Annotated in this window: 9 protein-coding genes; 6 read left to right on the top strand and 3 right to left on the bottom strand. The window is 72.1% G+C overall.

Annotated elements, in window-relative coordinates; all coding sequences use genetic code 11:
• Window positions 1-402: 402 nt before the first annotated feature.
• A complete protein-coding gene (locus tag ACIRB4_RS27425) occupies window positions 403-1146 on the bottom strand; it encodes a class I SAM-dependent methyltransferase (RefSeq protein ID WP_403294864.1) in 744 nt (247 codons plus the stop codon).
• Window positions 1147-1395: 249 nt separating this feature from the next.
• On the opposite strand from ACIRB4_RS27425, the gene ACIRB4_RS27420 reads away from it, so the two are divergent.
• From ACIRB4_RS27420 to argF, 4 genes are all read left to right on the top strand, one after another.
• Complete coding sequence (locus ACIRB4_RS27420; protein WP_403294863.1) at window positions 1396-2862, top strand: 3' terminal RNA ribose 2'-O-methyltransferase Hen1; 1467 nt, start codon at window positions 1396-1398, stop codon at window positions 2860-2862.
• Window positions 2859-5399 (top strand): polynucleotide kinase-phosphatase, encoded by a 2541-nt coding sequence (locus tag ACIRB4_RS27415; protein WP_403294862.1) that lies wholly within the window; start codon window positions 2859-2861, stop codon window positions 5397-5399. Before ACIRB4_RS27420 ends, ACIRB4_RS27415 begins: the two co-directional genes overlap by 4 nt.
• 154 nt (window positions 5400-5553) lie before the next feature.
• The gene (locus tag ACIRB4_RS27410) at window positions 5554-6786 is read left to right on the top strand and encodes an arginine deiminase (protein WP_403294861.1); all 1233 of its coding nucleotides are present in this window, start codon (window positions 5554-5556) and stop codon (window positions 6784-6786) included.
• Window positions 6787-6918: 132 nt separating this feature from the next.
• Window positions 6919-7929 (top strand): ornithine carbamoyltransferase, encoded by a 1011-nt coding sequence (argF, locus tag ACIRB4_RS27405; RefSeq protein ID WP_403294860.1) that lies wholly within the window; start codon window positions 6919-6921, stop codon window positions 7927-7929.
• A 73-nt stretch (window positions 7930-8002) separates the two neighbouring features.
• Here argF and ACIRB4_RS27400 read toward each other — a convergent pair whose 3' ends face one another.
• Window positions 8003-8464, bottom strand: coding sequence for an ATP-binding protein (locus ACIRB4_RS27400; RefSeq protein WP_403294859.1), 462 nt, complete (start codon window positions 8462-8464; stop codon window positions 8003-8005).
• A 236-nt stretch (window positions 8465-8700) separates the two neighbouring features.
• Here ACIRB4_RS27400 and ACIRB4_RS27395 point away from each other — a divergent pair, with 236 nt between their 5' ends.
• Entirely contained in the window at window positions 8701-9528 is an 828-nt protein-coding gene (locus ACIRB4_RS27395) for an enoyl-CoA hydratase family protein (RefSeq protein ID WP_403294858.1), read from the top strand.
• 2 nt (window positions 9529-9530) lie between these two features.
• Window positions 9531-12119, top strand: coding sequence for an oxidoreductase (locus ACIRB4_RS27390; RefSeq protein WP_403294857.1), 2589 nt, complete (start codon window positions 9531-9533; stop codon window positions 12117-12119).
• Here the strand turns inward: ACIRB4_RS27390 and ACIRB4_RS27385 are convergent.
• Window positions 12097-12993 carry a PaaX family transcriptional regulator C-terminal domain-containing protein gene (locus tag ACIRB4_RS27385; protein WP_403294856.1) on the bottom strand — a complete coding sequence of 299 codons (897 nt, stop codon included), beginning with the start codon at window positions 12991-12993 and terminating at the stop codon, window positions 12097-12099. The two genes, ACIRB4_RS27390 and ACIRB4_RS27385, sit on opposite strands and share 23 nt — an antisense overlap.

The raw sequence follows: 12993 nt of genomic DNA, 5'->3' as shown, positions 1-12993 counted from the left end.
TACGAGGGCTTCCGGCCGCCTTGCGATCGCACGCACCGGACGCCGCAGACCCCGCCCTCCGGGCGGACGGCGATACTTTCCGGACACTCCCTAGGGCCTTTCGTTTGGGTCATGCCGGGCTCGCGTGCCCTGGCACCGCTCCCCCGTAGCCCTTCGGGCACGGGAGGGGCCCCGCGCCGCGTTGTCGTCGGTCGCCAACTCCCCCGTAGCCCTGCGGGCACGGGAGGTACCCCCACCGCGTTGGCTCCCTCCTCCGCCTTGCGATCCGTCCCCTCGGCCCTGGCGGGCCTGGGGAGGCCCCATGCACCAGGCCCCGCTCCCTGATCCGGCCTGATCCAAACGAAAGACCCTAGGACCGAGGGCCTGTCCGGCGGATCAGGGCCGGACAGGCCCGGCACGGCGTCAGGCGCGGCAGCGCAGCATCTCCAGCGGGGGGTGGTCGAGGAGGTCCGCCCAGAAGTCCGCGCCGAACTCGCGGATGCCGTCGTCGGAGACCGTCAGCGGCACCCAGGTCAGCTCACTGAACCCGGTGGACCGCAGGCACTCCTCGTAGACCTCGCGGCGCGGGGCCCCGCCGACGATGCTGATCGGCTCCGGGTCGAGGAGAGCGGTGACCCGCACGCGCGGGCCCGTCTCGATCTCCTCGCCCGTCGACTCGCAGCGGAACCCGTACTTGTCCAGGGACGGGCAGTCGAAGGCGTAGTCGGGCTTCTGGGCGAAGACGAACAACTCTCCGCCCGGGATCAGACTCTGGTGGATGTTGCGGCACATCCGCTTCATCGTCGCGATGTCCTCGGCGTAGTTGAGGCACTGCACCGCCAAGGCGATGTCGAAGCGCCGACCGAGAGGCCGCAGCTCGGCCACGTCACCGACCTCGTACCGCACGCCCAGCGGCTCACGCTTCTCGATCTCCCGCGCGGCGGCGATCATCTCGACGGAGATGTCGATACCGAGGATGTCGGCGGCGCCGCGCCGCTTGAACTCCCTGCTGTAGAAGCCGGTGCCGCACGCCAGGTCGAGAACGTCCTTGCCGCTCACGTCCCCGACCATTCCCAGGAAGCTCGGCACCTCTCCGTAACGGATCAACGGCAGGGACTTGAACCCCTCGAACGCCTCACCGATCTTGTCGTACTGCTGCACGCTCACGTGCTTTCCTCCCCTATCCGGTATCCAGCTGATCGCGGTCGGTGCGAGGAGTACACAGCCCACGGGTGGAGTCGGCTAAGGGATGGAAGACCCGAAATTATCCGCCGCCCCGGACCCCAACTTCGTGGCTACCTACAAGGGTTGGCCGGTTGCGATCCTGGTCGATGGTCCAGCGGGGCACTCGGCGGCAGCGCTCGGTCGGCGGAAAATCCCTGGTCGTGGAGGGGTGGGAGGAGAATACTCGGTCATGTGTTCCTGACGATCAGCACGACCGGCACCCCCGAACGTCCCGCGACCGATCTGGGCTTCCTGCTGCACAAGCATCCCGACAACGCGCAGACGTTCTCCACCTCGCACGGCACGGCGCACGTCCTCTATCCCGAGGCGTCCGTCGAGCGGTGCACCGCCGTGCTCCTCCTTGAGGTGGACCCCGTGGCGCTGGTGCGGCGCGGCAAGGGCAAGGGTCGGGGCGGCGCCCCCGACTCCGCGCTCGCGCAGTATGTGAACGACCGGCCCTACGCCGCGTCGTCGCTGCTCGCCGTCGCGCTCGCCACGGTCTTCAAGAGCGCGCTGCGCGGGGCGTGCAAGGCGATGCCCGAGCGGGCCACCGAGCCGCTGCCGCTGCGGATCGAGGTTCCGGCGCTCCCCGCCCGTGGCGGCGCACAGCTGGTCCGCGCACTGTTCGGGCCGCTCGGCTGGGACACGGTGGACGCCGAGCCGGTCCCGCTCGACAGCGCGTTCCCCGAGTGGGGCGACTCGCGCTATGTGCGGCTCGTCCTCGAAGGGAAGCTGCGACTCGCCGACGCCCTCAATCACCTCTACGTCCTGCTGCCGGTGCTCGACGACGCCAAGCACTACTGGGTCGCGCCCGACGAGGTCGACAAGCTGCTGCGCGCCGGTGACGGCTGGCTCGCCGACCATCCCGAGCAGAAGCTCATCACCAGCCGTTATCTCTCCCGCCGCTGGGGCCTGACCCGGGAGGCCATGGAGCGCCTGGAGCTGGTGCGGCTCGCCGAGAGCGACGGCCTGGACGTCGACGACGTCGACAACGCCGTCGACGAGACCACCGACACCGAGGAGCGGCCCGTGCCGCTCGCCGAGCAGCGGCGCGAGGCGATCCTCGCCGCGCTGCGGGCCGCCGACGCGACCCGCGTCCTCGACCTCGGCTGCGGCCAGGGCCAGTTGGTGCAGGCGCTCCTCAAGGACGTGCGCTTCACCGACATCGTCGGCGTCGACGTGTCCGTACGCGCGCTGACCGTCGCCGGGCGGCGGCTCAAGCTGGAGCGGCTCGGTGAGCGGCAGGCCGGCCGGGTGAAGTTGATCCAGGGCTCCCTCACGTACACCGACAAGCGGCTGACCGGCTACGACGCGGCGGTGCTCAGCGAGGTCATCGAGCATCTCGATCTGCCGCGGCTGCCCGCGCTCGAGTACGCGGTCTTCGGCTCGGCCCGCCCCCGCACGGTCCTCGTCACCACGCCCAACGTCGAGTACAACGTCCGCTGGGAGTCCCTCCCGGCCGGGCACGTCCGGCACGGCGACCACCGCTTCGAGTGGACCCGCGAGGAGTTCCGCGGGTGGGCGGTGCGCGTCGCCGAACAGTACGGATACGGCGTCGAGTTCACCCCGATCGGCCCCGACGACCCCGAGGTCGGCCCGCCCACCCAGATGGCCGTCTTCACCCAGCACACCCCGACCGCGAAGGAGGGCACGGCATGACCGACACGGCCCGCAGGCTGCCCGTCACCGACCTGTCCCTCGTCGTCCTGATCGGTGCGAGCGGTTCCGGCAAGTCCACCTTCGCCCACCGCCACTTCAAGCCGACCGAGGTCATCTCCTCCGACTTCTGCCGCGGGCTCGTCGCCGACGACGAGAACGACCAGAGCGCCAGCCGGGACGCCTTCGACGTGCTGCACTACATCGCCGGCAAGCGCCTGGAGGCGGGCCGGCTGACCGTCGTCGACGCCACCAACGTGCAGCAGGAGGCCCGGCGCCAGCTGGTCCGGCTCGCCCGCGAGTACGACGTCCTGCCCATCGCGATCGTCCTCGACCTGCCGGAGCAGGTGTGCCAGGAACGCAACGCCGCCCGCCCCGACCGGGCGGACCTGCCCCGGCACGTCGTCCAGCGCCACCGCCGCGAACTGCGCCGCTCGCTGCGCGGCCTGGAGCGCGAGGGCTTCCGCAAGGTGCACGTGCTGCGCAGCGTCGAGGAGGTGGAGGCGGCCGAGGTCGTCCTGGAGAAGCGGTTCAACGACCTGCGGCACCTCACCGGACCCTTCGACATCATCGGTGACATCCACGGCTGCCGTTCCGAACTGGAGACGCTCCTCGCCAAGCTGGGCTACGTCGACGGCCACCACCCCGAGGGCCGTACGGCGGTCTTCGTCGGCGACCTCGTCGACCGGGGCCCCGACAGCCCGGGCGTCCTGCGCCGCGTGATGGGCATGGTCGCGGCCGGCGACGCGCTGTGCGTGCCGGGGAACCACGAGAACAAGCTCGGCCGCTGGCTCAAGGGCCGCAAGGTCCAGGAGACCCACGGGCTTGCCGAGACCATCGAGCAGCTGGGGCGCGAGAGCGAGGAGTTCCGCGCGGAGGTGAGCCGGTTCATCGACGGGCTCGTCAGCCACTACGTCCTCGACGAGGGCAGGCTGGTGGTCTGCCACGCCGGTCTGCCGGAGAAGTACCACGGCCGGACCTCCGGCCGGGTGCGTTCGCACGCGCTGTACGGCGACACCACCGGCGAGACCGACGAGTTCGGGCTGCCCGTGCGCTATCCGTGGGCGGAGGAGTACCGGGGCCGGGCGACAGTGGTCTACGGCCACACGCCGGTACCGAACACCTCCTGGATCAACAACACCATCTGCCTGGACACCGGTGCCGTCTTCGGCGGGAAGATGACCGCGCTGCGCTGGCCGGAGCGCGAACTCGTCGACGTACCGGCGGAGAAGGTCTGGTACGAGCCGGCCAGGCCGCTGGCGACCGAAGCGCCCGGCGGGCACCAGGGACGGCCGCTGGACCTCGCCGACGTGCACGGACGCCGGGTCGTGGAGACCCGGTGGATGGGCAACGTCTCCGTACGGGAGGAGAACGCGGCCGCCGCGCTTGAGGTGATGAGCCGGTTCGCCATCGACCCCCGGCTGCTCGCCTACCTGCCGCCGACGATGGCGCCGACCGCGGCCTCGCAGGAGGACGGCTACCTGGAACACCCGGCCGAGGCGTTCGCGCAGTACGCGTCCGACGGCGTCGAGCGGGTCGTGTGCGAGGAGAAGCACATGGGCTCGCGGGCGGTGGCCCTGGTCTGCCGTGACGCGGACGCGGCGCGGGAGCGGTTCGGCGTGGAGGGCGCGACGGGCTCACTGCACACCCGTACGGGACGGCCCTTCTTCGACGATCCCGCCGTCACCGAGCAAGTACTGGAGCGGCTGCGGACGGCCATCACGGCCGCCGGGCTGTGGGAGGAGCTCGCCACGGACTGGGTGCTGCTCGACGGCGAGCTGATGCCGTGGTCGCTGAAGTCGGCCGGGCTGCTGCGCTCGCAGTACGCGGCGGTCGGCGCCGCCTCCGGGGCCGTCTTCCCCGACGTGCTCGGCGCGCTGGAGCGGGCGGCGGCGCGGGGCGTGGGCGGCGGTGTCGACACGCTCCTCGCCAGGCAGCGGGAACGGGCGGTGGACGCTGCCGCGTTCACGGAGGCCTACCGGCGCTACTGCTGGCCTACGGAGGGGCTGGAGGGCGTGCGGTTCGCGCCGTTCCAGGTCCTCGCCGTCCGGGGCCGTTCGCTGGCGGCCGTGCCGCACGACGAGCAGCTCGCGTGGCTGGACCGGCTGGTCGACCACGATCCGACGAAGCTGCTTCAGGTCACCCGCCGACTGGTCGTCGACACGGGCGACGAGGCGTCGGTACGGGCCGGCGTCGACTGGTGGCTGGAACTGACGGCGGCCGGCGGCGAGGGCATGGTCGTCAAGCCGCTGGCGGCGCTCGTCAAGGGCGCCGACGGCCGGCTCGTCCAGCCCGGCGTGAAGGTCCGGGGCCGCGAGTACCTGCGGATCATCTACGGCCCGGAGTACACGCGCCCGGAGAACCTGGAGCGCCTGCGGGGCCGCTTCCTCGGCCACAAGCGCTCACTGGCCCTGCGGGAGTACGCCCTCGGCCTGGAGGCGCTGGACCGGCTGGCGGAGGGGGAGCCGTTGTGGCGGGTGCACGAGGCGGTCTTCGCCGTGCTCGCCCTGGAATCGGAGCCGGTGGACCCACGGTTGTGAGGAGGCCGGGGGCCTGGCGGGGGAGGGGGCGGGGGCCCGGCGCCTCCGCCCAGGCCCCGCTTCAGCCGGGATCCCCGGCCCCACTCCCGCGGCGAGCGGTGTCATCTCGTCGCGGAGGACGGCGTTCGGCGCTCCGCTCCGTCAGGATGGGCGCATGGGATTCCATGTCGACTCCGAGACCGGGCGGCTGCGCCGCGTCATACTTCACCGGCCCGATCTGGAACTGAAGCGGCTCACACCCACCAACAAGGACGCTCTGCTCTTCGACGACGTGCTCTGGGTACGCCGGGCGCGGCAGGAGCACGACGGTTTCGCGGACGTGCTGCGGGATCGCGGCGTCGCGGTCCATCTCTTCGGCGACCTGCTGCGCGAGTCCCTGGAGCTGCCAGCCGCCCGCGCACTGGTCCTCGACCGGGTCTTCCACGAGAAGGAGTACGGGCCGCTCGCCGCCGACCACCTGCGCGCCGCCTTCGACTCCCTCGACGCCGCCACGCTCGCCGAGGCGCTGGTCGGCGGGATGACCAAGCGGGAGTTCCTGGCCTCGCACCGGGAGCCGACCTCCGTGCGGTTCCACGTGATGGATCTGGACGACTTCGTCCTCAGGCCGCTGCCGAACCATCTCTTCACCCGGGACACCTCCGCCTGGATCTACGACGGCGTCTCCATCAACGCCATGCGGTGGCCCGCTCGCCAGCGCGAGACGGTCCACTTCGAGGCGATCTACAAGCACCACCCGCTCTTCACGGGCCCGGAGGCCGGCCCCTTCCACCACTGGTCGGAGGGGCAGTCGGACTATCCGTCGACGATCGAGGGCGGGGACGTGCTGGTGATCGGCAACGGCGCCGTCCTGATCGGGATGAGCGAGCGGACCACCCCGCAGGCGGTGGAGATGCTGGCACGCGGCCTCTTCTCGGCCGGCTCGGCGCGGACGATCATCGCGCTCGACATGCCGAAGCGGCGTGCGTTCATGCACCTCGACACGGTGATGACGATGGTCGACCACGACACCTTCACGCAGTACGCGGGGCTCGGCATGCTCCGTTCGTACACGATCGAGCCGGGCGACGCCGGCCAGTCGCTCCGGGTGACCGACCATCCGCCGGAGCACATGCACAGCGCGATCGCGGCGGCGCTCGGGCTGCAGGACGTCCGCGTCCTGACGGCGACCCAGGACGTCCACGCGGCGGAGCGCGAGCAGTGGGACGACGGCTGCAACGTCCTCGCGGTGGAGCCGGGCGTGGTGGTGGCGTACGAGCGCAATGTCACCACCAACACGCATCTGCGCAAGCAGGGCATCGAGGTGATCGAGATCCCGGGCAGCGAGCTGGGCCGGGGCAGGGGCGGTCCACGCTGCATGAGCTGCCCGGTGGAGCGCGACGCGGTCTGACGGCCCTCGTACGCGGCACAGAGGGCTTCAGTGGCCCGGATCACCGTATAGGAATACTGATCTATGTATAGACTTCCATGGTTATCTGTTCGTTGCCCGTCGTCCTCCCACCCGCGAATACAGGAGCGCCCCATGGCCACTGACCTCATCGGCCGCCACTTCCTCAAGGAGCTGGACTTCACCGCCGAGGAGTTCCGCGGTCTGATCGCCCTGGCCGCCGAGCTCAAGGCGGCCAAGAAGGCCGGCACCGAGGTCCAGCGGCTGCGCGGCAAGAACATCGCGCTCATCTTCGAGAAGACCTCGACGAGGACCCGCTGCGCCTTCGAGGTCGCCGCCGCCGACCAGGGCGCCTCCACCACCTACCTCGACCCGTCCGGTTCGCAGATCGGGCACAAGGAGTCGGTCAAGGACACCGCGCGCGTGCTCGGCCGGATGTTCGACGGCATCGAGTACCGGGGTGACAGCCAGGCGAGCGTCGAGGAGCTCGCCGCCTTCGCCGGGGTCCCCGTCTTCAACGGCCTGACGGACGAATGGCACCCGACCCAGATGCTCGCCGACGTGCTCACCATGACCGAGCACACCGACAAGCCCCTGGAGGAGCTGGCCTTCGCCTACCTCGGTGACGCCCGCTTCAACATGGGCAACTCGTACCTGATCACGGGCGCCCTGCTCGGGATGGACGTCCGGATCGTGGCGCCCGAGTCCTACTGGCCGGCCAAGGAGATCGTCGCCCGCGCCCGCGAACTCGCCGAGACGAGCGGCGCCACGATCACCCTCACCGAGGACGTCACCGAGGGCGTCCGCGGCGCGGACTTCGTCGCCACCGACGTCTGGGTCTCCATGGGGGAGCCCAAGGACGTCTGGGACGAGCGGATCGCCGCCCTCTCCCCGTACTCCGTCACCATGGACGTGCTGCGAGCCACCGCCAACCCGGACGTGAAGTTCCTGCACTGCCTGCCGGCCTTCCACGACCTGGGAACGGCCGTCGGGCGGGACATCCACGCCCGCCACGGTCTGACCGAGCTGGAGGTCTCCGACGAGGTCTTCGAGTCCGCGCACTCCGTCGTCTTCGACGAGGCCGAGAACCGGATGCACACCATCAAGGCCGTTCTCGTCGCCACGATGGCGGGTTCCGCCGCGTAGGCGGTTCTGGTGGCGCGTGTTGCCGGGCGGCGGGTGTTTCGGGGGCGTGCGGGGTTCTGGGGCGTGCGGGGTTTTACGCCTCGCGGGGGCGGCGCTGCCGCGGCACCGCGGGAAGCGTGAACCAGACCGCCTTGCCGCGCGCGGTGGGGCGGTGACCGCAGGCGCTGCTGAGGGCGCGGATCAGGAGCAGCCCGCGGCCGTGCTCCTGCCAGGGGTCCGGTTCCTCGCCAGGGCCGGGGCAGACCAGCTCCCCGGGGCTCGGCGGACGGCGGTCGTGCACCTCGACCTGGCAGCCGCCCGGACCCATCTCCACGACCAGATCGATGGGATCGCCGCCGTCGGTGTGCTCGACGGCGTTGGCGACGAGTTCAGCGGTCAGGAGCTCCGCGGTGTCGCTGTCGGCGGGCGTGTCGAGGTCCGCCAGCGCGTTACGGATCAGCGCGCGGGCGATCGGCACGGCCGCGGTGGTGTGCGGCAGCCGGGCATGCCAGGAGGCGGGGCCGTGGCTGGGGCCGGGGCCGGGGACGTCGAACACGGGAGGTCCGTTCGGGCTCGGTTGGGGGCGAGGGCGGAGCGGAAGCGGCGGGGCGGACCCGCATAGGGCATGGATCCTACAACGTCCTACTTTCAACCTTACGGAGTCGTATGACGGCGAACCGAAGAAGTGGGGGCGAGAGGCTTATCGCGCCCTCGTGACGATGGTCACGTATCGGTGATAACCTGCCCTCAGGTGATGCCGTGTACACGCACGCTGAGGGAGGCCCGTCCCGTATGAGCCCCTTTACCGGCTCCGCGCCCCGCACCGAGCAATGGCGGCATCTGAGACTGGATGTCGACGACGGTGTCGCCACCGTCACCCTCGCCCGCCCCGAAAAACTCAACGCGCTCACCTTCGGCGCCTACGCCGACCTGCGTGATCTCCTCACCGAACTCTCCCGGGAGCGGGCCGTACGGGCTCTCGTCCTCGGCGGTGAAGGGCGGGGTTTCTGCTCGGGTGGCGACGTGGACGAGATCATCGGCGCGACGCTCTCCATGGACACGGCCCAGCTCCTCGACTTCAACCGGATGACCGGCCAGGTGGTCCGCGCGATCCGCGAATGCCCCTTCCCGGTGATCGCGGCCGTGCACGGCGTCGCGGCGGGTGCGGGCGCCGTCCTCGCCCTCGCCGCCGACTTCCGGATCGCCGACCCGAGCGCCCGCTTCGCCTTCCTCTTCACCCACGTCGGGCTCTCCGGCGGCGACATGGGCGCGGCGTATCTGCTGCCCCGCGTCGTCGGCCTCGGCCACGCGACCCGGCTGCTGATGCTCGGCGATCCCGTCCGCGCGCCCGAGGCCGAACGGATCGGCCTGCTCAGCGAGGTCACGGAGGAGGGCGGCGCCGACGCCCGGGCCGCCGAACTCGCCCGGCGCCTCGCCGACGGGCCGGCCTTGGCCCACGCCCAGACGAAGGCCCTGCTCACGGCCGAGCTGGACATGCCCCTCGCCGCCTCCGTCGAACTCGACGCGGCCACCCAGGCGCTGCTCATGAACGGCGAGGACTACGCCGAGTTCCACGCGGCCTTCACCGAGAAGCGCCCGCCGAAGTGGCAGGGACGCTGACCATGCCCGCCCCCACCCCGCCACCGGCCCCCCGGCCCATGTCCGCCCCCGCACAACAGGACGCGGGCCGGCCGCCATCGGGCCAGGCGCAGCCCGAGGGCCAGGCCCAGCCCGAGGGCCAGGGCCAGGCAGAACCCCAGCCCCAGGCCCAGGGCCACGCCCCCGAGGCCACCGACTCCGCGGCCCCGGCCCCCCGCACCGCCCCCGCCCCCCACGCCGCGCCGGGCGGCCGCGGCCGCCCGCTCCGTATCGCCGTCATCGGCGGCGGGCCCGGCGGGCTCTATGCCGCCGCGCTCCTCAAGCGGCTCGACCCGGCCCGCGAGATCACCGTCTGGGAGCGGAACGCCCCCGACGACACGTTCGGCTTCGGCGTCGTCCTCTCCGACGAGACCCTCGGCGGCATCGAACACGCCGACCCCGCCGTCTACCGGGCCCTGCAGGCCGAGTTCGTCCGGTGGGACGACATCGACATCGCCCACCGCGGGCACCTCCTCACCTCCTCCGGCCACGGCTTCGCCGCGCTCGGCCGCCGCCGGCTCCTGGAGATCCTGCACGCGCGCTGCGCCGAACTCGGCGTACGCCTCCGATTCCGCACCCAGGCTCCTCCCGCCGCCGAACTGGCAGCCGACCACGACCTGGTCGTCGCCGCCGACGGCGTCCACAGCGCGACCCGCGACGCCCACGCAAACGTCTTCCGGCCCCGGCTCACCACCCACCGCTGCCGCTACATCTGGCTCGCCGCCGACTTCGCCTTCGACGCCTTCCGCTTCGAGATCGCCGAAACCGAGTACGGCGTGATGCAGCTCCACGGCTACCCGTACTCCCGCCCCTCGCCGAACGATCACCGCACGCCCGACCACCACCCGGCGACGAGGCCCCCCGGGCACCAGCAGGCCTCCGGCGCCTCCACCGTGATCGTCGAGATGCGTGAGGAGGTCTGGCGGGCCGCCGGGTTCGACGAGCTCGACGAGGCGGAGTCCGTCGCCCGCTGCGCCAAGATCTTCGCCGAGACGCTCGGCGGCCGGGCCCTGCGCTCCAACAACTCCTCGTGGACCGCCTTCCGTACCGTCGTCAACGCGCGCTGGTCCCACGGCAACACCGTTCTGCTCGGCGACGCCGCCCACACCGCGCACTTCTCCATCGGCTCCGGCACCAAGCTCGCCGTCGAGGACGCCCTCGCGCTCGCCGCCTGCGTCGAGGAACAGCCCACCCTGACGGAGGCGCTCGCGGCGTACGAGAGCGAGCGCAGGCCGGTCGTCGAGTCCACCCAGCGCGCGGCCGCGGCCAGCCTGCGCTGGTTCGAGGAGGTCGACCGGTACCTCGACCAGCCGCCCCGCCAGTTCGCCTTCAACCTGCTCACCCGCAGCCGCCGCGTCACCCACGACAACCTGCGACTGCGCGACCCCGGATTCACCGACTCCGTCGAGCGCGAGTTCGGCTGCCCGCCCGGCACCCCGCCGATGTTCACACCGTTCCGGCTGCGCGGCCTGACCCTGCGCAACCGCGTCGTCGTCTCACCCATGGACCTGTACGTCGCCGAGGACGGCGTCCCCGGCGACTTCCACCTCGTCCACCTCGGAGCCAGGGCCCTCGGCGGCGCCGGCCTCGTCATGACCGAGATGGTCTGCGTCAGCGCGCCGGGCCGCATCACTCCCGCCTGCACCGGCCTCTGGACCGACGAGCAGGCCGACGCCTGGCGCCGGATCGCCGACTTCGTGCACACGGCGGCACCCGGCACGGCGCTCGGCGTCCAGCTCGGCCACTCCGGCCGCAAGGGCTCCACCCGGCGGATGTGGGAGGGCATCGACCAGCCGCTCCCCGAGGGCAACTGGCCCCTGACGGCCGCCTCCCCGCTCCCGTACCGCCCCGGCGTCAACCAGATCCCGCACGCGCTGGACCGGGCCGGCATGAGAGCCGTACGGGAGGAGTTCACGGCGGCCGCCCGACGGGCGGCGCGCTGCGACTTCGACCTGCTCGAACTCCACTGCGGCCACGGCTATCTGCTCTCCGGCTTCCTCTCCCCGCTGACCAACACCCGCGACGACGCCTACGGAGGCCCGCTCGCGAACCGGCTGCGCTTCCCCCTCGAAGTCTTCGACGCCGTACGGGAGGTATGGCCGCAGGAGCGCCCGATGACGGTCCGGATCTCCGCCACCGACTGGGCGGACGGCGGCACGACCGACGAGGACGCCGTCGGCATCGCCCGGGCCTTCGCCGACCACGGAGCCGACGCGATCGACGTCTCGACCGGCCAGGTCGTCCCCGACCAGCGGCCCGAGTACGGGCGTTCCTACCAGACCCCCTACGCCGACCGGATCCGCGGCGCCGTCGGGATCCCGGTCATCGCCGTCGGCGCCATCTCCTCCTGGGACGACGTCAACTCCCTGCTCCTGGCCGGCCGCGCCGACCTGTGCGCGCTCGCCCGCCCGCACCTGTACGACCCGCACTGGACCCTGCACGCGGCCGTCGAACAGGACTACCAGGGCCCGGCGGCACCCTGGCCGGACCCGTACCGCGCGGGCAGCCGCAAACCCCCGACGGGCCGCACCGACGCGCCGAAACCCCGGCTCAGCCTGCTCCCTCGCCCCTGAGGCCGACGTCGCCCTCGGTCAGGCCGCCGTCCTGCCCCATCCGGCCGCTCTCATCCGGCGCGCCCTTGGCCACGAACTCCGCCCCCAGATCCCGCAGCAGCTCGTGCAGCGCCGTGAACACCTCCGCCGAGCGGCCCCCCGGCCAGTCCTCCGGCAGCAGCTCGGGCGGAAGGCCCGGGTCGGCGTACGGGAGGCGGCGCCAGGAGTCGAGGGCGAGGAGGTAGTCCCGGTAGGCGTCCTCCGGGGTCCCGGGAGAGGCCCTCCAGGCCCGCAGGACCGGCTCGTGCGCGGCGAGGAACTCCTCGTGCAGCCGGGCGATCGACGCCAGGTCCCACCAGCGGGCCACCGCCTCCGCCGTCGCCGCGTACCCCAGGTGCTCGCCGCGGAAAAGGTCCACGTACGGCGAGAGCTCCAGCCGCTCCAGGGTGTGCCGGGTCTCCTCGTGCAGCCGGGCCGGAGCGATCCAGACGCCCGGCGCCGCCGTGCCGAAACCCAGCCGGGCCAGCCGGGAGCGGAGCAGATGGCGCTTGTGGCGCTCGGCCTCGGGGACCGAGAAGACGGCGAGGACCCAGCCCTCGGACAGCTCGGGTTCGGTACGGGAGTAGATCCGGCGGTCACCGTCGTCCAGGAGCTGGCGCGCGTCGTCCGACAGGGCGTATCCGGCCGCGCCGTCCGCCGTCCGCCGCGGCAGCAGCAGTCCCCGCCGCTTCAGACGTGACACGGACGACCGCACCGACGGCGCGTCCACCCCCAGCACCGCGAGGAGGCGGATGAGCTCGGCCACCGGAATCGGCGCCCCGTCGCGCGCGGGGCCGCGGCCGTACGCGCCGTACAGCGAGACGATCAGGGACCGGGGAGTGTGCTGCTCGACCAC

The sequence above is a fragment of the Streptomyces sp. NPDC093600 genome (assembly GCF_044764755.1).
Classification (GTDB): domain Bacteria; phylum Actinomycetota; class Actinomycetes; order Streptomycetales; family Streptomycetaceae; genus Streptomyces.
The sequence above is the reverse complement of the archived record's forward strand: the minus strand, read 5'-3'. Positions and strand labels throughout refer to the sequence as shown.